At 63.7% G+C, this 21,383-nt stretch carries 19 protein-coding genes and 1 tRNA gene; 1 reads left to right on the plus strand and 19 read right to left on the minus strand.

Annotation, left to right across the window (positions count from 1 at the left end; genetic code table 11):
- Window positions 1–3: 3 nt before the first annotated feature.
- The 8 genes from ACCD07_RS28145 to ACCD07_RS28180 form a co-directional block, all read right to left on the minus strand.
- Window positions 4–4,581, minus strand: coding sequence for a pilus assembly protein (locus ACCD07_RS28145; protein ID WP_413449253.1), 4,578 nt, complete (start codon window positions 4,579–4,581; stop codon window positions 4–6).
- A gap of 14 nt (window positions 4,582–4,595) precedes the next feature.
- Window positions 4,596–5,186, minus strand: coding sequence for a hypothetical protein (locus ACCD07_RS28150; RefSeq protein ID WP_413449254.1), 591 nt, complete (start codon window positions 5,184–5,186; stop codon window positions 4,596–4,598).
- Complete coding sequence (locus ACCD07_RS28155; protein WP_413449255.1) at window positions 5,183–6,382, minus strand: PilW family protein; 1,200 nt, start codon at window positions 6,380–6,382, stop codon at window positions 5,183–5,185. Before ACCD07_RS28155 ends, ACCD07_RS28150 begins: the two co-directional genes overlap by 4 nt.
- 1 nt (window position 6,383) lies before the next feature.
- The gene (locus ACCD07_RS28160; RefSeq protein WP_353404466.1) at window positions 6,384–6,824 is read right to left on the minus strand and encodes a prepilin-type N-terminal cleavage/methylation domain-containing protein; all 441 of its coding nucleotides are present in this window, start codon (window positions 6,822–6,824) and stop codon (window positions 6,384–6,386) included.
- Window positions 6,821–7,459 (minus strand): type II secretion system protein, encoded by a 639-nt coding sequence (locus ACCD07_RS28165; protein ID WP_176651155.1) that lies wholly within the window; start codon window positions 7,457–7,459, stop codon window positions 6,821–6,823. The genes ACCD07_RS28160 and ACCD07_RS28165 overlap by 4 nt, the downstream gene beginning before the upstream one ends.
- On the minus strand, window positions 7,444–7,884 hold the full coding sequence (locus tag ACCD07_RS28170; protein ID WP_413449256.1) for a type IV pilin protein: 441 nt from the start codon (window positions 7,882–7,884) through the stop codon (window positions 7,444–7,446). Before ACCD07_RS28170 ends, ACCD07_RS28165 begins: the two co-directional genes overlap by 16 nt.
- A gap of 98 nt (window positions 7,885–7,982) precedes the next feature.
- The gene (locus tag ACCD07_RS28175) at window positions 7,983–9,044 is read right to left on the minus strand and encodes a sensor histidine kinase (protein WP_176651157.1); all 1,062 of its coding nucleotides are present in this window, start codon (window positions 9,042–9,044) and stop codon (window positions 7,983–7,985) included.
- Window positions 9,041–9,724 carry a response regulator transcription factor gene (locus ACCD07_RS28180; protein WP_176651158.1) on the minus strand — a complete coding sequence of 228 codons (684 nt, stop codon included), beginning with the start codon at window positions 9,722–9,724 and terminating at the stop codon, window positions 9,041–9,043. The genes ACCD07_RS28175 and ACCD07_RS28180 overlap by 4 nt, the downstream gene beginning before the upstream one ends.
- Before the next feature lie 228 nt (window positions 9,725–9,952).
- Here ACCD07_RS28180 and ACCD07_RS28185 point away from each other — a divergent pair, with 228 nt between their 5' ends.
- On the plus strand, window positions 9,953–10,762 hold the full coding sequence (locus ACCD07_RS28185) for a Crp/Fnr family transcriptional regulator (protein ID WP_176651159.1): 810 nt from the start codon (window positions 9,953–9,955) through the stop codon (window positions 10,760–10,762).
- Here the strand turns inward: ACCD07_RS28185 and ACCD07_RS28190 are convergent.
- The 11 genes from ACCD07_RS28190 to ACCD07_RS28240 form a co-directional block, all read right to left on the minus strand.
- Window positions 10,659–12,236: a CHASE3 domain-containing protein gene (locus ACCD07_RS28190; RefSeq protein ID WP_413449257.1), complete on the minus strand. Its 1,578-nt coding sequence runs from the start codon at window positions 12,234–12,236 to the stop codon at window positions 10,659–10,661. The genes ACCD07_RS28185 and ACCD07_RS28190 overlap by 104 nt on opposite strands.
- 121 nt (window positions 12,237–12,357) lie before the next feature.
- Window positions 12,358–12,990: a response regulator transcription factor gene (locus tag ACCD07_RS28195; RefSeq protein ID WP_090313944.1), complete on the minus strand. Its 633-nt coding sequence runs from the start codon at window positions 12,988–12,990 to the stop codon at window positions 12,358–12,360.
- Window positions 12,991–13,135: 145 nt separating this feature from the next.
- Window positions 13,136–13,552 carry a MerR family transcriptional regulator gene (locus ACCD07_RS28200; RefSeq protein ID WP_176651161.1) on the minus strand — a complete coding sequence of 139 codons (417 nt, stop codon included), beginning with the start codon at window positions 13,550–13,552 and terminating at the stop codon, window positions 13,136–13,138.
- 17 nt (window positions 13,553–13,569) lie between these two features.
- Window positions 13,570–13,917 (minus strand): integration host factor subunit alpha, encoded by a 348-nt coding sequence (locus ACCD07_RS28205; RefSeq protein ID WP_019919772.1) that lies wholly within the window; start codon window positions 13,915–13,917, stop codon window positions 13,570–13,572.
- Window positions 13,918–14,057: 140 nt separating this feature from the next.
- The gene (gene pheT, locus ACCD07_RS28210; RefSeq protein WP_413449258.1) at window positions 14,058–16,484 is read right to left on the minus strand and encodes a phenylalanine--tRNA ligase subunit beta; all 2,427 of its coding nucleotides are present in this window, start codon (window positions 16,482–16,484) and stop codon (window positions 14,058–14,060) included.
- 116 nt (window positions 16,485–16,600) lie between these two features.
- Window positions 16,601–17,620, minus strand: a complete 1,020-nt coding sequence (gene pheS / locus ACCD07_RS28215; protein WP_008449402.1) for a phenylalanine--tRNA ligase subunit alpha — start codon at window positions 17,618–17,620, stop codon at window positions 16,601–16,603.
- 101 nt (window positions 17,621–17,721) lie between these two features.
- Complete coding sequence (gene rplT, locus ACCD07_RS28220; RefSeq protein WP_090313948.1) at window positions 17,722–18,081, minus strand: 50S ribosomal protein L20; 360 nt, start codon at window positions 18,079–18,081, stop codon at window positions 17,722–17,724.
- Between the two features lie 23 nt (window positions 18,082–18,104).
- Complete coding sequence (gene rpmI / locus ACCD07_RS28225; protein WP_008449407.1) at window positions 18,105–18,302, minus strand: 50S ribosomal protein L35; 198 nt, start codon at window positions 18,300–18,302, stop codon at window positions 18,105–18,107.
- Between the two features lie 212 nt (window positions 18,303–18,514).
- Window positions 18,515–19,054: a translation initiation factor IF-3 gene (gene infC, locus ACCD07_RS28230; protein WP_071658961.1), complete on the minus strand. Its 540-nt coding sequence runs from the start codon at window positions 19,052–19,054 to the stop codon at window positions 18,515–18,517.
- A 20-nt stretch (window positions 19,055–19,074) separates the two neighbouring features.
- Window positions 19,075–20,982, minus strand: a complete 1,908-nt coding sequence (gene thrS, locus ACCD07_RS28235) for a threonine--tRNA ligase (protein WP_413449259.1) — start codon at window positions 20,980–20,982, stop codon at window positions 19,075–19,077.
- A gap of 192 nt (window positions 20,983–21,174) precedes the next feature.
- Window positions 21,175–21,251 (minus strand) — tRNA-Val (locus ACCD07_RS28240).
- Window positions 21,252–21,383: the final 132 nt, after the last annotated feature.

Consider the following 21,383-nt stretch of genomic DNA (forward strand, 5'->3'; position numbering starts at 1 on the left):
TCTTTACTCCCCCTTGACCCGGCGCCAGCCCACCCGGTGCGCCTCGGCCGACTTGCCCTCTTGCAGCGAGGTGGTCTTGGTTTCGCCGGTGGCCAGGGTGCTGATCATCTTCAGCTGCCCGTTCGGCAGCCGGATGATGATGAAGCCGACCGCCGCCGAGGTGTTCGACAGGATGCTGCCGGCCGGCACGCCAGGCAAGGCGTTGCCAGTGCAGATGTCGACCTGGTAGGCGTTGGACGAGCCGCCGACGTTGCAAGACGACGAGGACGTCGGCAGGTTGGTCACCACGTTGGCCACGCCGCTGACGATCTGCGGATCGAGGTTCATCCGTTCGCCCGGATGCAGCGACCAGTCGAAGTACCAGCCGTCCTTGGTGCTCAGGTCGACCGCGTTGCTGGTGATCGCATAGGTGATGTTGCTGCCGCTGCCGACCTGGCTCAGCGTCTGCTTGACCATGCCGCTGCCGCGTATCGTCAGCGGCAGGCCGTTGTCCTTGAGCAGGTACAGGCTCTGGGTGTCGGTGTTGGCCGTGTCCGGCAGGTCCAGCAGGCGGCCGCTGCCGAACAACACCACGCGCTGCGCGGTCGTGCTCGGTACGGAGACGCCGCCGACCGTGACGGTGGTGGTCACGCCGCACAAGGTCACATCCGGACGGGTGGTGATGGGCTGCAGCGGGCCGGAATCGCCCATCTTGACCACCGGCACGGTGGCGCCACTGGCGTCGGTCAGGTCGAAGCGGTACATATGGCCCTGGTTGTCGCCGCCGTAGATGTAGGTGGTGACCGGATCGATGTTGGGGTCGGTGCTGATCGAGGTGATCTTGGCCAGCCCCGACGGCGTGGTGGTGTCGCCGGCCAGGGTCGAGATCTTTTTCAGCACGGCGCCGGTACCGACGTCGACGATGTACAGGATGCCCTGGCCGCTGCCGGAATTGACGCCGTCCACGCCGGGCACGTTGTTGTAACCGGAGGTGAGGAACACCACCCATTGGCCCTTCCACATGCCGAACTGCGGGTTGCCGAAGGTCAGGCCGATGTCGGGATCGTTGGTGCTGCATATGGCGGGATCGGCGCACAGCTCCCACAGCTGCTTCGGATTGGAGGGGTCGGTAATGTCGAGCGCATAGTAGCCGCGGCCGCCGCCGTTCAGGCCGGCCACCAGCACGGTGGACCAGTTGCCGCCGATCTGCACGTCGGCCAGCTCGGGCGAGCCGTCGGTGGTGAACTGGTGGTTGGTGCCGTAGGTCGTGCTGGCCAGCGCGTACAGCTTCTTCATCGTGATGCGCGGCATGTAGGCCCACAGCTCGGCGCCGTCGGCCGCGTTGAACGCGTGCAGCATGCCGTCGTTGGCGGCGGTGAACACGGTGGCCGTGCGGCTCTGACTGTTTCCCTTGAAAGTGCTGTAGCCGGCGGTGGTGTAGTTCTTGCGCGAATCGCGCAGATAGGCCGGCTTGGACGAGGCAATGTCGCCCAGCAGGATGGGGATGGGGCCGGCCTGGCCTGCCGGCGTGTGGTCGGTCAGCGTGTAGGCGCGGAACAGGTTGTCGTCGGCATACTGCTGGACGCCCAGCAGGTAGTTGACCAGGTTGGCGCCGTTGTTGACAATGGCCTTGTCGGCCGTCGACAGCAGGGTGCACTGCGACAGCGACGTGCATTTGTTGCTGAACCAGCCCTGCTCTAGCGCCGACATGGTGGCGTAGTCGACCTTCCGCAGCGCGCCGCCGGCGGTATTGAACATCCACACCTTGCGGCCGCTGATGTTCTTGCCCACCGTGTCCGAGCTGGTCCACGTCGGCGTATTGCCGACGATGCCGGTCGACGGATCGATCTTCTTGTCCGACAGCTCGCCGTACCACTTCACGGTGGTGAAGGTGTCGGAGAAGATATCGTTGTCCTGCTGCGAGATATTCGGCGTCGAGGTCGCCGCCGCGGCCGCCGCGCCGATGCGGACCTGCATATTGGCCAGCGCCTCGCTCAGGCCGTCAACCACCTCCTTCGGCTGCGACGCGCTGAAATACTTGCCGTGGCCATTGATGGCCGCATGCCACAGGTCGTCCACCCGTTCCTGCACGGTGCTGGCGCCGTTGGTGACGTCCGGATCCGGCCAGACATAGGCCTGGTTGTTGTTCCACGGGCAGCCGCTGGCGGCCTGGGTGATCAGGTTGTAGAAGTCACCGCCCGGCTTGGGCGCGGTGTCGTAGTTAGGCTCGTAGCTCATCACGCCGTCCACGCCCAGGCCCAGCGTGTAGGTGTTCATGTGCAAATGCGTGTTCTCGCCGGCGCCGGCCGGCACCGAGCCGGGTGAACTCATGTCAGGCTCCAGCGTCGGCCGCAGCGACACCGTGGCGGTGCTGGAGCCGCCGTTGTACCAGTGCAGCGCCACGTCGGCGATCGAGGGCTGGGTCTGGTCGCGCTTGTCCACGCAGCCGCGCGCCGCCGTGCAGAAGCGCGTGGGGCTCTCGACGTTGTCGTTGTTGGTCACGTTGGCGGTCGAGGAGCCGTTCCAGTAGCCGTCGGTGGTCAGTATCATGAAGTTCTGCTGGCACGGGTACTGCACCACTTCGCTGCCGGCCGCGTAGTTGTACGGCGTCAGGTTGGCGAACATGCGGCCGACGTTGTCCATCGCGGAGCGGATCGGCGTCGAGCCCGAGGTGGTGGTGTTGTACAGCGCGGTGTACCAGCTGGAGCGCGCGGTGCCGGTGAAGTCGGCCGGCTTGAGGTCGATCGCGCTGCCGGCGCCGGCGTTGGACAGCTTGACGTAGCCGACCTTGTAGTTGGCGGTGATGGCCGAGAAGGCGATGCCGACCGAAGTCTTCATCATTTGCAGGCGGCTTTTGTAGTAGACGTACCAGTTGGCGAAGTTGGTCATTTCCTCGTCATAGGTGCAGACCCCGGCCTGGGTCACGCAGTCGCTGCGGTCGACGCCCTTCGGATAGGTCTGTCCGGAGACGATGTTGACCCGCACAAAGGTGCTCGGGCTGGTGCCCGACGACATGGCCGACGTCACCACCGGGATGCCGTCGACCCAGCCGCTGCTGCTGGTATTGGTGAAGCCGATGCCGGAGATGGCGGTGGCCCCCGGCGCTTCGCCGTTGCCGGTGGCGACCATGTTCACCAGGCACACGGTCGTGGTGGGCGAACTGGCGCCCTGGCATACGGTGGTAGCCGCATTGCCGCCTATATAAGCGCGTACATTGCCGGCGGTACCGATGGCGGCCACGATTTCACCGGCTGTGAAGCTGGCCGCCTTGCTCTTGGTGATGGAGATATTGGACGCGACCGCCGTGCCGGCCAACGACACCGTGGTCTTCAGTCCATTGGTGTTGGTGGTGGAGCCGGCCAGCGTGATCAGCGCGGTCGACGGCACCGGCGTCGTGGTGGACACCGCCAATGGCCAGCCCGCGCGCGAGCTGTCGGCCACCACGGGACAATTGGCGATGTTCTTGGGGGTGCTGCTGCAATTGACCGCCAGCACGGCGACGATATTATCGGCAATCAGCGAGATGCCCAGCGTGCTGCAGGCCGGCACGTTGGCCACGCCGGTCGGCGAGCGCACGCAGGCCAGGTAGCGCTTGGCGGCGGCGGTGCTGATGTTGTTGTTGATGCTGGAGGCGAGCAGGCTGGCCACGCTCTGGCGCTTGAGCGCGGTGTTGGTGCCGGTGCTGGCCGTGACCACGCCGTTGGTCAAGGTGAACGTGCCGCCGCTTTCAGTGATGGACGCGCTGCTGATGGTCATCGACGTGGCGCCGCTCGAGGCGCCGATGGCGATGGTGCCGTAGGATGCGATCGACGCCACCGACGTCGAATAGCGCGGATACTTGAACGCAGCGACCTGCTTGGCCTGGCAAGTGGTCAGGTTGACGTCGCTGCACCAGCGCACCTTGACCGGCACCGGATAGCCTGACGGCGCCGGCGCGCCCACCGACGTCGCCTTGCAGTTGGTCATGGTGGCGTCGGTGCAGTACTCGGCCACGCCGATGGTGTAGTAGTAAGGGCCGCCGTAGATGGTGGTCGCCTTGGTGTAGAGGTTGTCCGGATAGTTATAGCTGGTGCTGTTGACGTTGCAGTCCGACGTGTTGCTCGGGTCGCACCACTTGGTGTCGGGGAAGCCGGTCACCAGGCTGATGGAGGTGGAGCTGCTGTTGAACATGTCGGCCTTGTGGGCGCCGAAGCCGTCGCCCGAGACCACGGTCCAGGTGCTGGTGTTAGCGCTGGTCTGCTCGGCGTAGTAGCTGCCGTCGGACTTGATCGGCACCGCGTAGTGGATCGCCGGGTTGTAATACTGCTTGTTAAAGTCGGGACTCATGAACGGCGGATGACCGACGTTGCACGGGATCTGGCTGGCGGCGAAGGTGGCGGCGCCGCGGCAGATCGTGTCGTTGACGTAGTCCGGCGTGTAGGTCTGATCCATCGAGCCGGAATTGTCGAACAACAGCATCAGGTTGGGCTTGACGGTGCCGGTGCCGGTGATGTTCAGCAGCGGCACCTGGGCGATCTGGGTCTGGGCCGAAAACGCGGCGGCGGACGCCAGCAGCGACAGGCCGAGGACGGCGCGCAGCAGCGCGGACAGTGTCAGTTTCATGATCGTTCCTATGCTTAAAATGGCCCCATCATGACCACCGCCTGCGTCATGACGTTGCCGCCGCGCGGCCCGAAGATACGGGCCGTCACGACATAGTGCAGCTCGGGCTGCCCCTGGTAGGTCGGCGCGTCCTGCGCCAGCGTGGTGCCGAGCGCGACCGGCGCGGCCACGCCCTGCTTGGCCGCGGTCAGCATGCAGGTGTTTTGCGGCGTGGTGGAGTTGTAGGGTCCGGCGAAGTTGCACATGCGGTGGATCACGTACTCGACCACGTTGCCCGAGTTATCGGCCGGCAGTTTTTTCGAGCCGGTCCAGAAGCCTGGGCTGCTGACCGTCCAGGTCGGATCGAGCGTGGCCACATAGCCGTCGTTAGGGCTGTTGGCGTTCAACACCGACTTGCTGGGCAAGGTGCTGAGCCACTGGAACGCGCGGTGCACGCCCAGGTCGGCTTCCTTGCTGAGCGCGGAATCGTAGGCCAGGTTGGCCACCGTCAGCGTGGTCGAGGTGCTCGAGCGCAGCAGGTAGATGCTGCCGATCAGCATGACGGTCAGCATGATCAGCATCACCGGCAAGGCGATGCCGGCCTGGCGCAAACGGGAACGGATCATGACGGTCTCCATTGCGCGTTGCGGATAGGGACGATGGTTTCAAACACGCGATAGCGATAGCACTTCCAGTCAATGGTGTCGCCGGTGACGGCGACATTCACTTGCACCGGCACCGCCGCCACGGCGGCCGGCGCGGCCGTGCCGAACACGGTCGGCAGCGTGGAGGTCGACGTGCAGCCGCCCGGGCTCGGTTTCTCGACGCTCTTGGCGCGCGCCACCACCGCCAGCCGCACCGCCGCCACGCGCTGGAAGTCGCCCGGATCGCCGACCGTGCCGTCGCTGTCGGCGTCGATCATGGTGCTGCTCCACTGGGTCACCTGCATGCCGTTGCCGGTCGGCGGCAAGGCCGGGTTGTAGTTGGGCAGCACACGGGCGTCGAAGCCGTATTGGGCCTTGATGGAAACGATGTTGTCGATCACCGACACCGGCGCCGTTTCGGCGCCGGCCAGGTCGGTGGCGCGCAGCAGCAGCACGCCGCCGGCCAGCGACCAGGTGTGGAACGACAGCCGTTCCGGCCGGCCCAGGTTGAACACCCGCCCGCCACCGAGGGCGTAGGCGTTGGGCATGCCGCCGGCCGGATTGAAGCGCATGGTGGCGCCGGCGGCGATGGTCAGCCAGTCATTCTTCGGCGACGGCAGCGTACCGCTCATTTGCACCACCGAGCAGCGCGAATTGGCCGCCGTGGCCGGCTCCGGCGCGACCAGCAGCACGTCGCCGACGGCAAAGCCGTACGGCGACGCGGTCGAGGTCGGGATCACCACGTCGCCGGCGGTAATCTTGCCGGCGGTTTTCACCGAGCCGACCGCCGCCTCGGAAGTGCCGGTGTACAGCGAGATGCGGTCGGGGTTGGCGCCGTTGGACTGGATCAGCACGGCCGCCAGCGGCGTGCTGGCCACGCCGCCCACGGTCAGCGTGTCGAGCGCATAGCCGTTGGCGTCGGTGAAGCTGGTGTTGCAGCCGGCGACCAGCGTGTCGTTCAGGCCCCAGCCGGCCTGGGCGGCGTCGTTGCTCAGCGAGTACAGCGCCAGCATGCCGTTCTGCATGGAGTCGGAGCCGCCCAGCGCGGCGTCGCGGTTAGTTTCGCCGCTGACCACCAGCTTGGTGGCAAACAGCAGGGCCAGCAGGCCGATGACCACGCTGACCATCAGTTCGACCAGCGAGAAGCCGGCGGCGCGGCGGAGGAGAATGGTAGGCATGTCAGGATCCGAAATAGGCGGTGACCAGATGGCGGTTTTCCGCCGTGCCCGCCTTGCGGGTCCAGCGTATCGTGATGTCGACCTGGTTGCTGCGCACCGCCGGCGTGACGACGACGGTGATGATGGCGCCGGGGATCGCGGCCTTGGTTTCCGTCACCCACGGCTGCATGGCTGTGCTGGGCGTGCCGCCGGCGGCCAGCGCATAGCTGGCCACGTTGCCGGAATCGGCGGAGATGGTGCCCAGCAGCTTGTCCGCAGCCAAGGTGGCTTCGGCGCGCAGGCCGGCGTCCGACAGCGCCGAGTAGGCGCGCGCCTGCAGGCCGATGGTGCCGAGCAGGCCGATGCCGAGGATGACGATGGCGATCATCGCCTCCAGCAGGGCGATGCCGCGCTGCAACCGGCCGGCGGCAGGCCGGCGGCGGGGAGTCGGACGCGGCATCATGGCGGACACGCGCGCGAATCGCCGGCGCTCAGCGTCGGATCGCATTTGGACGGCATGCCGGCCAGCGAGATGGCCAGCGCCGCGACGGGAATGTCGTGCGCATAGCTGGCGGCGGGGTCGAGCCGCAGCTGCGTCAGGCGGTTGCCGACGGCGGTGTCGACCCAGCCCAGCGCGGTGTAGTAGACCGAGGTGGCGCCGTCCGGCAGCGTGCTCGGCAGCAGTACCTCGGACGGCGGCAAGGCGGTGGCGGGACGGAACACCGACTTGAAGCCGGCGGCGCCCTGGGGATCGCCGGGGGCCGGCGCGTCGACGGTGGACCAGGTGCCGCTGGTGGTGTTGCACGGCGTGCCCGGCACCGGGAAGCAGATGTCCACCTGCCAGTCGAGCTGGCCGTTGTCCGGATTGACGGTCAGCTGGATGCGGCTGGCGGCGTTGTGCGACACCGCCTGGCGGCGCGCCAGCGCGAAGCCGTCCAGGTAGAACTCGCTGGCGGCGCGACCCTTGCTGGCCACCAGCCAGCCGCCCATGCTGGGGATGGCGAGCGCCAGCATGATGCCCAGGATGGTCAAGCCGATCATCAGTTCGATCAGCGTGAAGCCGCGCTGCCGCCGCGTCAGTGTTAGTTGGTGGAGCATGAGCCGCCCTTGTGATCGACCCAGCAGCTGGTGCTGGTGCCCCAGCCGGTTGGCGTGGCGGTGGTCGCGCGCGTGCCGTTCTGGTCGATGGTGTAGCTGAAGCCGGCCATCTTGGCCTGGCCGGTGGCGGTCACCGTGTAGGCCGAGGCGCTGGCGTTGCTCAGCGTGTAGGTGAAGTTGGCGCTGGCGGGCGGGAAGCTGAGCGCGCTGTCGAAGCCGACATAGGTGCGGCCGTTGGCCCAGAACTGCTCGGCGGCCGGCTGCGCGCCGCCCAGCGCGGTGAAGGCCTCGGTCAGGCGGCCGCGTATCACATAGTCGCTGTACAGCGGCAGGGCCACCGCCGTCAGGATACCGACGATGGCGATGGTGACCATCACTTCGATCAGCGTAAAGCCCTTGGTATCGCCAGTGCCCACACGTTTCATCGTCGCTCTCCCGGTTAAATTTCCTTGAGAGCAAGTTTAGACCAGCAAGCTTGCATTTCCCTGAGGAAATGCTGACAAATTCCTGACAAGCGCGAAATTTATGGGAAATGCACGGAAAACAGCGCGCCCCGGCCGCCGGCCGCGTCGCCGATGACCAGCCGGGCGCCGTGGACGGCGGCGATGTCGCGCACAATGGCCAGGCCCAGGCCGCTGCCCTGGGTCTTGTCGTCCAGCCGCACGTAGCGGCTGAACACCTGCTCGCGCCTGGCCGGCGGGATGCCGGGGCCGTTGTCCTCGATCGCCAGCAGGCCGCCCTCGCCCTCCTTGCCGGCCGGCCGGCAGCTGACGGTCACCGCGCCGTGGGCCGGCGTGTAGCGGATGGCGTTGTCGATCAGGTTGTCGATCAGGTCGCGCAGCAGGAAGCGGTCGCCGGTGATGGGCGTGGGCTGCAGGTCGAAGCCGATGTCGATCGCCTTCAGCGAGGCCTGGTCGACAAAGGACTGGATCGCCGCCTCGACCAGCCCGTCCAGCCCCAGCGGCTCGAGGCGGGTCTTTTCAAAATGCGAGGGCTCGGCGCGCGCCAGGGCCAGCAGCTGGTTGACCTTGCGCGCCATGCGCTCGGTGGCCGACAGCATCAGCTTGACCGAGTGCGCCGTGTCCGGCTCGGCATGGCGCGCGCCCAGCCATTCGAGCTGGGTCTTCAGGCCGGCCAGCGGCGTGCGCAGCTGGTGCGCGACGTCGGCCAGGAATTCCTGGCGCGCCCGCGCGCCCTCGCCCACCTTGTCCAGCAGGCCGTTGAAGGCCGACACCACCGGCTCCAGCTCGTAGGGAATGTCGACGGCGGCGATCGGCGCCAGGTCGTCGCCGTCGCGCGCGTTGAGGCCGGAGCGCAGCCGGTTCAGCGGCCGCAGCGCGCTGCTGACGGAAAACCACACCAGCCCCACCGAGGCCGCAGTCAGCACCACTTCCAGCAGCACCAGCGCGCGCAGCGTGGCTTGCCGTATCTGGTCGCGCTGCATCGGCGGCCGCTGCTGGCCGCCGGCGTTGACCGCGTCGGCCGGCGCCCAGGCCAGCACGTAGGCCAGCGCGCCGCCGGCCAGGTTGATCAGCAGGATGGGGCCGATCAGCCACTTCAGCAGCCGCAGGCGGATGCTGTTCATGTTCCCGCGCTCGCCGGCGCCAGTTCCAGCATGTAGCCGAAGCCGCGGATGGTGCGGATCGACACGCCGGCGTCGGCGATCTTCAGCCGCAGGCGCGAGATGTAGACTTCCACCGCGTTCAGGGTCAGGTCGTCGCCCCAGGGCAGGATGGCGTCGATGATCTGCTGCTTGGACACCACGCGCGAACCGTGCTGCAACAGGTATTCCAGCACCGCCCACTCGCGCACCGACAGCTCGATGGTCTTGTCGCGCACGCGCGCGCGCTTGGCCGACAGGTCCAGCGCCAGGTCGCCCAGCGCCAGCACCGCCGGCTTGGGCGCGTTGCGCCGCACCAGCGCGCGCAGCCGCGCCACCAGCTCGGCCGTGGCGAAGGGCTTGACCAGGTAGTCGTCGGCACCCAGCTCCAGCCCGCGCACCCGGTCCTCGACCGCGTCGCGCGCCGTCAGCAGCAGCACCGGCACCTGGCTGCCGCGCGCGCGCAGCCGCCGCACCACCTCGAAGCCGTCGATGCCGGGCAGGCCGATGTCGAGCACCACCACCTCGGTCTGCTCGGCGCGCTGCAGCATGGCGTCGGCCTGGCTGCCGTTGCCGACCACCTCCACCGCCATGCCGTGCCCGCTCAAGACCCGGCTCAAACCATCGGCCAGGACGGCGTCGTCTTCCACTACAAGTACGTGCATGTTCTGTGCGCCAGTCGGAATGAATTTGTGCATTATGCACGCGCCTCCACGAGAAAAACAGAGGCTGTGTAGGACCAGGACTACAAAGCGCCATGTTGCAAGCCTACATTTGTGCGTCTGCTCCTCTTATGTTCGCAATCTAACAAAGTCCCTAAAGTTACACCAACACCAATGAACGCACTTGGTGACTTTGTATAGCACGTTGTATAGCAGATTGTGAGGATCAAAATGAACAACACCCAAGTCAACGCAACCGAAAAAAACGCAGCACCGCGCGCCCCGCGCGTGGGCTCGAAAGCATTCAAGGTGGCGTCACGGCCTGTTGTCAGCGTCAGCGGCGCCCAGCAGAACGAATTGCTGGCCGCACTGCCGCGCGAGGTGCTCGAATCGCTGTTTGAACATCTGGAACTGGTGACGCTTCCTTTCGGCAAGGAACTGTTCGAATTCGGCGGCGCCATGGAATACGTACACTTCCCCACCACCGCCATCGTGTCCTTGCTGTATGTGATGGAGGACGGCGCCACCACCGAGATCGCCGTGGTCGGCCATGAAGGCGTGGTCGGCGTGTCGCTGTTCGAAGGCGAACGCGCGATGTGCAGCGCCGTGGTCCAGGCCGCCGGCTACGGCTACCGCATGAAGGCCCAGCACCTGCGCGCCGCCTTCAACCAGGGCGGCGCCCTGCCCGCGCTGCTGATGCGCTACAACACCGCGCTGTTCGCGCAGATGGCACAGAACGCCGTCGGCGGCCGCCACAGCTCGATCGAACAAAAGCTGTGCCGCTGGCTGCTGGACCGCCTGGACCGTTCGCCATCGAACGAGTTGAAGGTCACCCAGGAAATGATTTCCATCATGCTCGGCGTGCGCCGCGAAAGCATCACCGCCGCCGCCGGCAAGCTGCAGGACGAAGGCTTGATCACCTACCGCCGCGGCAACATCACTGTGCTTGATCGGTCAGGCTTGGAGGCGTATGCGGGTGAGTGCTATAAGGTGGCGAAGACGGAGTATGACCGTCTGCTGGTGGATGTAGCACGCTGCTAAGCACGGCGCTGAGGGCGGGCGGCAGCGTCGGGATGGGCGCGGCCGGTTCGCCGTCGGCCGTGGCGCGGCGTTCCTCGCCGGGCGCTTCCCGCGCTCGCAAGGGGATGGCCACTTCGATGCAGGTGCCGGCGTCGTTGCGGCCGCGGCGGATGTTCAGCGTGCCGCCAAGCAGCAAGGCCCGTTCGCGCATGCCCAGCAGTCCGTGCGACATGGGCTTGACGATGGTGTTGGAGGCGATGCCGATACCGTCGTCGATAATGCGCAGCATCAGGCCGTCCTGGCTGCGGTTCAGGGTCACCGACACGCGGCTGGCCTTGGCGTACTTGCGGATATTGGTCAGCGATTCCTGGACGATGCGGAACAGCGCGATCGACAGGTCGCCGGAATGGCGTGCCTCGCTTTCGATATCCTCGCCGACGTCGCAGTCGCAGCGCACCTGCGCCAGGCGGCTGAACTCGTTGCAATAGCTCTCGATCGCGGCGCACAGGCCGAGGTTGTCGAGCAGGCTAGGCCGCAGATTTTCCACGATGCGGCGCTTCATCTCGACTGTCTCCACCAGCGTGGCGCGGGCGCGCTTGAGTTGCGCCGCCAGTTCGGGATCGGTCTTGTGCAGCTGCTGGGTGACGGCGGCGATGTCCATGCTGATCGAGGTCAGGTTGGCGCCCATTTCATCGTGCAGTTCGCGCGACAGCCGCACCTTCTCTTCCTCGCTGATGCTGATCAGGTGGCGCGACAGCACCGACAACTGCTCGGTCCGCTGTTGGACTTGCGATTCGAGGTTTTCATTGGCGCTCTGCAGCGCATGCTCGACCTGCGCGCGGTTGGCGAAACTGCGCCGCACCAGCTGGTAGAACATGACCAGCACGACGATGGCGACGGCGTTGATGCCCATGCCCAGCAACACCGCCTTCTGGTATTCCTGGTAAAACATGGCGCTGCGCGCGGCCATCGTCTCGTTCTGCTCCTGCTCCATGATGACGACCTGCAGGCGGATCTCGTCCATGCTGGCGCGGCCGTCGCTGAGCTTGGCGATCTTGACGATTTCATCCAGCCCGCCCTCGCGGTAGACATCGATGGCCTGGCTCATGATGGTCAGCCGGCGGCGCACCAGCGTGTGCAGCTGCGTCAGGTTGCGCAGTTGCGAAGGATTATCGGCCAGCAGCTTTTCCAGCTCCTTGAACTCGATTTCGGTTTCCGCCAGCGCGGTCTTGGTCGGCCCGAGGTAGGCGTCGCGGCCGGACAGGAAATAGCCGCGCATGCTGCTCTCGGCATCGAGCACCAGCACGTTCAGATATTGCAGGCGATCGGCCACCCGCGCGCTTTGTCCGAGCAGTACCTGCGCGCCGCGCAGTGCTTGCAAGTTGTGGAACAGGCTGAATCCGTTGACGATCAGCAGCAACGCACAGGTCACGCACAAGACGGTCTTGTACAGCGGCAGGCGATGATGCGGCGCTGTTTCGACGGTGAAATACATCCTGACGAGTTTCCTTCACTGGTTAATCCGGGGCGGGGATGCGCCACGTTACCGAATTATAGACCGCTGAGGAAATAGCTGCGCCAGGGGCGCACCTCAATAGTGCGCACCCCTAGGGATATCAATCCAGAAGATTGTTCTTCATGGCGTAATACGTGAGGTCGGAATTCGACTGCATGCCCATTTTTTCCATGATGCGGGTGCGGTAGGTGCTGACGGTCTTGATGCTCAGCGACAGCGCCACGCCGATGTCCGACACGGTGGCGCCGCGCGCCAGGCGCAGAAACACCTGGAACTCGCGGTCCGACAGCTCGGTGTGCAGCGCCGTGTTCGGATCGCGGTCGAAGCTCTGCGCCAGCAGCTCGCCGACGGTCGAGCTGACGTAGCGGCGCCCCTGGTAGACGGTGCGCACGGCGGTGATCAGCTCGTCGGCCTCGCATTCCTTGTTCAGGTAGCCGTTGGCCCCCATCTTGAACAAGTTCAGCGCGTATTGCTGCGCCGGATAGCCGGACAGGATCAGCACCGGCAAATCCGGCTGGCCTTGGCGGATGGTGCGCAAGGTATCGATGCCGCTCTGGTCGGGCATGGCGATATCGAGCAGCAGCACGTCGCAAATCTCGCGGCGGGCGATATCCAGCGCTTCGCGGCCGGTACCGGCCTCCGCCACCACGTCGAAGTCGTCCGACGCGGAAAAAATCTGTTTGAATCCTGCTCTTACTATCTGATGGTCGTCACAAATGGCAACGCGTATCATTGTTTCCCCTCGTCATGTCCGGCTGTCGTGCCTTGGGCCCCGCCGGACTTCACGCCACCGAGTATCAGCGTCGCTGATAAATGAATAATATTGAAAGTATAGCAGCAATCGTTCCGCCGTCCGCAGCCCGCGGCAGCGGTGCGCGCTACTCGGGCTTGAGCAGGCGCAGTATCGACAGCAGTTCGCTGCGTATCATTTCACGGTCCAACGGAGCAGGAACGGCTGCCGGCACCGAACCGTTGACAGCTGAAGCGCCATCATACTCCGCCGCGGCGCCATCGTAGGCACGGCTGTCCAGCTTATTGCGGGCGCCGCTGATGGTGAAGCCCTGTTCATATAGTAATTCGCGGATGCGCCGTATCAGCAGCACTTCATGGTGCTGGTAGTAGCGCCGGTTGCCGCGCCGCTTGACCGGCTTGAGCTGCGTGAACTCCTGCTCCCAGTAGCGCAGCACGTGCGGCTTCACGCCGCACAGCTCGCTCACTTCACCGATCGTGAAATAGCGCTTGGCCGGGATAGGCGGCAGCACAACCAGTTCAGACTTGGCGAGGCGATCGTTCATCACGGCTCATTTCTCACTCAGGCGGCGCGCGCCATCGGATTGCTCTCTTCGACCATGCCCTTGAGTTTTTGGCTGGCATGGAAAGTCACCACGCGGCGCGCCGTGATCGGGATTTCTTCGCCGGTTTTCGGGTTGCGGCCCGGCCGCTGCGGCTTGTCGCGCAGCTGGAAGTTGCCGAAACCAGACAACTTGACGGCCTCGCCGCGCTCGAGCGCATTGCGGATCTCGTCAAAGAAAGTCTCCACCATGTCCTTGGCCTCGCGCTTGTTCAGGCCGACCTGCTCGAACAACAGCTCGGCCAGCTCCGCCTTGGTCAGCGTAGGCAAATCTTTTTCCGCATCCTGGCGTACCTTGGCCACCTGCATGGCCCGATGCAGATCGGCAGCCAATGCGGATTGGAGTACGGCGGAATCAACGTCGTTATTATTAATTTTCCTGCCCTGCCTTATCTAGGAACGAATGAGTCCGGCGTAGGCCGGACTCCCATTGGTCAAAAAATCGAGGTTTAAGCGCGCAGACGGGCACCGTGTTTTTGCTTGGCCGCATCGCCAACGGCGGTCATCACGGCTTCCACCACATCGTCTTGCAGCGTGTTTTGAGTATCTTGCAAGCTAAAGCGGAAAGCAAGCGATTTTTCGTCCGACTCCAGTCCTTTACCACGATATTCATCAAACAAAACAATGGCTTGCACGATCTTGCCTTGTGGATTTGTTTGCACAACTGCATTAAATGCGTCCAGCAAATCCTGTGCCGGAACGTCTTGCTTGACGACCACCGCCAGATCGCGGGTGGCGCCGGGGAACTTGGAGATTTCCACGTATTCTGGCACGGATCGTTGCTGCAAAGCAACCGCATCCACCTCGAACACCACCGGCGCATGCGGCAACTCGTATTTCTGCAGCCAGCGCGGATGCAGCTCGCCGATGAAGCCGATGACCTTGCCATCCAGCAGCACGTGGGCCGAGCGGCCCGGGTGCAGCGCCGGATGCTCCGCCTTGACGAAGCGCAGCGACAGCGGGGCGAACAGGTGCTCCAGGTCCGCCTTCAGGTCGAAGAAGTCGACCGCGCGGCTGTCCTGGCCCCACTGCTCGTCCGCCACGCCGCCGTAGGCCATGGCCGCGACGCGTTTCGGTTGGTGATAGCAGGCCACCGTCAGCGCGCCGTCGGCCACGCTGTCGTCGCGCAGGTAGATGGCGCCGATCTCGAACAGGCGCACGCGGCTGGTCTTGCGGTTCAGGTTGTAGCGCACGTTGGCCACCAGGCTGCCGACCAGGGTCGAGCGCATCACGCTCATCTGGCTGGCGATCGGGTTCTGCAGCCTGATCGGGTTGGCGTTGCCGCCGAAATCCTGCTCCCAGGCCGCGTCCACAAAGCTCATGTTGACCACTTCCTGGAAGCCCAGGTCGGCCAGCTGGTGGCGCACGGCGAACAGCGAGCGGGTGTTTTCCGGCGCGATGATCATGGTGTTGGCGGCCACCGGCGCCACGGTCGGGATGTTCTCGAAACCGTAGACGCGGGCCACTTCCTCGATCAGGTCTTCCTCGATCTCGATGTCGAAGCGGTACGACGGCGCGGTCACCGAGAACACACCGTCCGCCAGCGTGAACGGCAGCGCCAGGCGGGTGAAGATGTCGGCGATGGTCTGGTCGTCCAGCGCCACGCCGATCACTTTTTGCGCGCGGGCGGTGCGCAGCTTGACCGGCTCGCGCTTCGGCAGGTTGACGATCTGGTCGTCGACCGGGCCCACCTGGGTGGTCGGCGTACCGCAGATTTCAAGCAGCAGCGAGGTGATGCGCTCGAGGTGCTCGACCGTGGTCGCATAGTCGACGCCGCGCTCGAAGCGGTGCGCCGCGTCGGTCGAGAAGTTGTACTTGCGGGCGCGGCCCTGGATGGCGTTCGGCCACCAGAACGCCGCTTCCAGGTAGATCGACTCGGTGTCCAGCGAGACGGCGGTGGCGTCGCCGCCCATGATGCCGGCCAGCGATTCGATTTCCTTGTCGTCCGAAATCACGCCCACCCATTCGTCCACGGTGACGGTGTTGCCGTTCAACAGCTTGAGCGTTTCGCCGGCCTTGCCCCAACGCACGTTCAGGCCGCCATGGATCTTGGCCAGGTCGAACACGTGGCTAGGACGGCCCAGCTCCAGCATCACGTAGTTGGAGATGTCCACCAGCGCCGACACCGAGCGCTGGCCGCTGCGCTCGAGGCGCTGCTTCATCCAGTCCGGCGTGGCGGCCTTGGCGTTCAGGTTGCGGATCACGCGGCCGGAGAAGCGGCCGCACAGGTCCGGCGCCGAGATCTTCACCGGCAGCACTTCGGCGCTGTTGACGGCCGCGGTGCGGTACGACGGCGCATGCAGCGGCACGCCGGTCAGCGCCGACACTTCGCGCGCCACGCCCAGCACCGACAGGCAGTCCGCCTTGTTCGGGGTCAGCTTGATGGTGAACTTGAGGTCGTTGAGCGCGTAGTAGTCGCGGAAGTTCTGGCCGACCGGGGCGTCGTCCGGCAGCTCCAGCAGGCCGCTGCCCTCTTCCGACAATTTCAGTTCCTTGGCCGAGCACAGCATGCCCTGCGACTCGACGCCGCGCAGCTGGCCAACCTTGATTTCAAACGGCTTGCCGTCGGCGCCGGGCGGCAGCATGGCGCCGGCCATCGCGCAGACGACTTTCAGGCCCGGGCGCACGTTGGGCGCGCCGCAGACGATGTTGAGCAAGGTGCCGGTGCCGACGTCGACCTGGCACACGTTCAGGCGGTCCGCGTTCGGGTGCTTGGCCATTTCGCGCACGAGGCCGACCACCACGTTGGAGAACGGCGGCGCCACGGCTTCGACTTCTTCCACTTCCAGGCCGGACATCGTCAACAGATGGGCCAGTTCATCCGAAGTCATCTTCGGATCGACCATGGTACGGAGCCAGTTTTCGGAGAATTGCATAATCAAACTTTCTAGTCAGTTATCGCGTCGTCCCCGTGAAAGCGGGGATCCATGCTGAAGCGGCTTGGCCGGCGTTCCATGGATTCCCGCCTGCGCGGGAATGACGTCATCCGTATTTAATTGAACTGCTTCAGGAAGCGCAGGTCGCCCTCGTAGAACAGGCGCAGGTCGCTGACCCCGTAGCGCAGCATCGTCAGGCGCTCCAGGCCGGAGCCGAACGCGAAGCCGATGTACTTTTCCGGATCCAGGCCGAAGTTGCGCACCACCGACGGGTGTACCTGGCCCGAGCCGGAAATCTCCAGCCAGCGGCCCTTCAGCGGACCGGAACCGAAGGCGATGTCGATCTCCGCCGACGGCTCGGTAAACGGGAAATACGACGGACGGAAACGCACCTGCAGGTCGTCGGTCTCGAAGAAGGCCTTGACGAAGTTCAGGTACACGCCCTTCAAGTCGGCAAAGCTGATGTTCTCGGCGATCCACAGGCCCTCGACCTGGTGGAACATCGGCGAGTGGGTGGCGTCGCTGTCGACGCGATAGGTGCGGCCCGGCGCGATGACCTTGATCGGCGGCGTGTGGCTGCGGGCATAGCGCACCTGCATCGGGCTGGTGTGCGTGCGCAGCAGCAGCGGCTTGCCTTCGCTGTCGTTGCCTTCGATGTAGAAGGTGTCCTGCATCGAGCGGGCCGGATGGTTTTCCGGGCTGTTGAGCGCGGTGAAATTGGTCCAGTCGTTTTCGATCTCGGGGCCGTCGGCCACGTCGAAACCGATGGAGCGGAAGATCTCCTCGACCCGCTCCCAGGTGCGCATCACCGGGTGGATGCCGCCGCCGGCGCGGCCGCGGCCAGGCAGCGAGACATCGATGGCCTCGGCGTTCAAACGGGTTTGCATCTGGGCGTCGGCCAGCGCGTCGCGCCGGGCCGTCAGCGCCGCTTCAATCTGCCCTTTGGCAGCATTGATCAGGGCGCCCTGCGCCTTGCGTGCTTCGGGGTCGAGCTTGCCCAACCCCTTCATCAATTCGGTGATCTGGCCGGTCTTGCCCAGATATTTGGCTTTGGCATTTTCCAGTGCGGCGGCGTCATCTTTGACCGCGTCGAAATCCTGCACTGCTGAGGCGACGAGTTGTTCCAGGGAGTCCATGCGTTTTTCTTATCCTCAATCAAAAACGGGGCACAGGTATATACCTTTGCCCCGTTCTCTGCGCAACCCCCGCAGGGATTGCGATCCCAAATCAATGCGTATTAAGCAGCGATTTTTGCTTTCACAGCGTTGACAATCGCGGCGAAGGCCGGCTTGTCCATCACTGCCATATCGGCCAGGACTTTACGGTCCAGTTCGATCGAAGCTTTCTTCAGACCATTCATGAAGACGCTGTAGGTAACGCCATGCTCACGGGAAGCGGCGTTGATACGAGCGATCCACAGACGGCGGAAGACGCGCTTCTTGTTACGACGGTCGCGGTAGGCGTATTGGCCAGCGCGCATGACTGCTTGCTTGGCAACACGGTAAACCTTGCTGCGACGACCGCGGTAACCCTTGGCCAGGTTTAATACTTTTTTATGACGGGCACGAGCTGTAACCCCACGTTTTACTCTAGGCATAGTAACTCCTTAAAAGTGTGAGATTAAGCGGTTGGCATCATGCGCATGACGGACGTGACATCCGATGCGTTGATGTTACGGGTGCCGCGCAGCTGACGTTTGTTTTTGGTGGTTTTCTTGGTCAGAATGTGGCGCTTGAACGCCATACCCGACTTAACAGTACCACCTGGACGCACGCGAAAACGTTTTTTCGCGGAGCTTTTGGTTTTCATTTTTGGCATAGCAATCTACCCTCTTGGGTAGCTCCATATCAAACAGGATTGCAGGTGGCAACACTACGCTGCGCTTAGATGCCTGCTTTCACTTGTTTTTGCAGCAGATGCGAGTCCACTACATTTACAACAGCCGGCAATTATAGACCAGTTGCTGCAATTCTGCACCACAAATTATAAGGGGCGCCTCGGCGCCCCTTATGCTTGCATTTACGGCAAGATTACTTCTTTTTCTTAGGCGAAAGGACCATGATCATCTGGCGGCCTTCCATCTTCGGGAACTGCTCGACCTGGCCGTACGGCTCCAGATCGGCCTTCAGGCGTTCCAGCATACGGAAGCCAATATCCTGGTGCGCCATTTCACGACCGCGGAAACGCAGCGTGATCTTGGTTTTGTCACCCTCATCGAGGAACTTGATGAGGTTGCGCAGCTTGATATTGTAGTCGCCGTCATCGGTACCCGGGCGGAATTTGACTTCCTTCACGGCGATGATTTTCTGCTTCAATTTCGCTTCGTGAGCCTTCTTCTGCTCCGAATACTTGAATTTGCCGTAGTCCATCAAACGGCAGACCGGCGGAACCGCGGTAGGCGCGATCTCAACCAGGTCGACGTTTGCTTCTTCCGCCAGGCGGAAGGCTTCGGCCAAACTCACGATACCGAGAGGCTCGTTATCGACCCCACTTAAACGCATTTCAGGGGCAGTGATTTCGCCATTGATGCGATGCGACTTGTCAGTAGCTATGGTGATTCCTTTTAAAATCTAATGAAAGGCCAGTGCGATCAGGCTTTGTTGGCGACGTCTTGCTGGAGTCGCTCGATCAGGGCATCGACGGACATGACGCCCAGATCGACATTGCCCCGCGCCCGCACGGCCACGGTGTTGGCATCCCGCTCTTTATCGCCGACTACAAGGATGTAGGGCAGTTTTTGGACGGAATGTTCGCGTATTTTATAGGTTATTTTCTCGTTGCGCAAATCGGTCTGTACGCGGAACCCGCTGCGGCGCAGCTTTTCAGCCACTTGCGCCACATATTCGGCCTGCGCATCGGAGATGTTCAGCACCGACACCTGCACCGGCGCCAGCCACATCGGCAGCGCGCCCGCGTAGTTCTCGATCAGGATGCCGATGAAGCGCTCCATCGAACCGACGATCGCACGGTGCAGCATGACCGGCACCTGGCGGCTGTTGTCGGCCGCCACATATTCGGCGCCCAGGCGCTCCGGCATGAAGAAGTCGACCTGCATGGTGCCGACCTGCCATGGGCGGCCCAGCGAATCCTTCAGGTGGTATTCGATCTTCGGACCGTAGAACGCGCCCTCGCCCGGCAATTCGGTCCAGCTCACGCCGCAGGCACGCAGGCCCGAACGCAGCGCGTCCTCGGCCTCGTCCCAGACTTCGTCGGTGCCGATGCGGTTGTCCGGACGCAGCGCCAGCTTGACTTCGATGTTGGTGAAGTCGAAGTCCTTGTAGACTTCCATCGCCTGCGTGTGGAAGGACACGACTTCCGGCTCGATCTGCTCTTCGGTGCAGAAGATGTGGCCGTCGTCCTGGGTGAAGCCGCGCACGCGCATGATGCCGTGCAGCGCGCCCGAAGGCTCGTTGCGGTGGCACTGGCCGAACTCGCCGTAGCGCAGCGGCAGGTCGCGGTAGCTGCGCATATTGCTGTTGAAGATCTGCACGTGGCCCGGGCAGTTCATCGGCTTCAGCGCGTAGGAACGGTTTTCCGATTCCGTCACGAACATGTTTTCGCGGTAGTTGTCCCAGTGGCCGGTCTTGCCCCACAGGCTGGAGTCCAGGATCTGCGGCGCCTTGACTTCCTGGTAGCCGTTGACCTGGTACTTGTTGCGCATGTACTGCTCGACCTGCTGCCAGATGGTCCAGCCCTTCGGATGCCAGAACACCAGGCCCGGCGCCTCGTCCTGGAAGTGGAAGAAGTCCAGCTGCTTGCCCAGCTTGCGGTGGTCGCGTTTTTCCGCCTCTTCCAGCTGGAACAGGTACTGTTCCTGGTCTTCCTTCTTGGTCCAGGCGGTGCCGTAGACGCGCTGCAGCATCTCGTTCTTGCTGTCGCCGCGCCAGTAGGCGCCGGCCAGCTTCATCAGCTTGAACACTTTCAGCTTGCCGGTCGACGGCACGTGCGGGCCGCGGCACAGGTCGGTGAAGCTGCCTTCGGTGTACAGCGAGACGTCCTGGTCGGCGGGAATCGACGAGATGATCTCGGCCTTGTAGGCTTCGCCGATGGACTTGAAGTAGGCCACGGCCTCGTCGCGCGGCAGCACCTTTCGGGTGACCGGCTCATCCTTCTTGGCCAGCTCGGTCATTTTCTTTTCGATGGCGACCAGGTCGTCGGGCGTGAATGGACGCTTGTACGAGAAGTCGTAGTAGAAGCCGTTTTCGATGACCGGACCGATGGTCACTTGCGCATCGGGGAACAGCTCCTTGACGGCGTAGGCCAGCAAGTGGGCGGTCGAGTGACGGATCACATCCAGGCCTTCGGGATCCTTGTCGGTGATGATGGCCAGATCGGAATCTTTCTCGATCAGGAAAGAGGTATCCACCACTTTGCCGTCGACCTTGCCGGCCAGGGCAGCCTTGCCCAGGCTGGTGGCGATGCTGGACGCCACTTGAGCAACGGTGACTGGGCCGTCGAATTCACGGGCAGAACCATCAGGAAGGCGAACTGAAAGCATAACGATCTCCATTTCGGCACTCAGGCCAGGTGTAGAACAAACAATAAAAAACGCGGACGAAAAAAAACGCGGGCTAGCCGCGTTTTCTCTTTTTTTGAGCAAAAAGAATCCCGATCGACTAGCGTCACTCCCAAAGCTTGGTAGTAGTTCGCGGTGTCATAACCGGATTGCCTTTCTCGCTCTTACATGTTCTGGTGGGCGGTGCAGAATTCGAATCTGCGACCCCTTGGATGTCGACCAAGTATTCTAACCAGCTGAACTAACCGCCCGGGGGTACTACTCATTACTGCTAATTTTACTGCTTTTTACTACTGTGCTGCGTAATCTGGTGGGCGGTGCAGAATTCGAATCTGCGACCCCTTGGATGTCGACCAAGTATTCTAACCAGCTGAACTAACCGC

This window comes from Duganella sp. Dugasp56 (assembly GCF_047304105.1).
GTDB lineage: Bacteria > Pseudomonadota > Gammaproteobacteria > Burkholderiales > Burkholderiaceae_D > Rugamonas > Rugamonas hordei.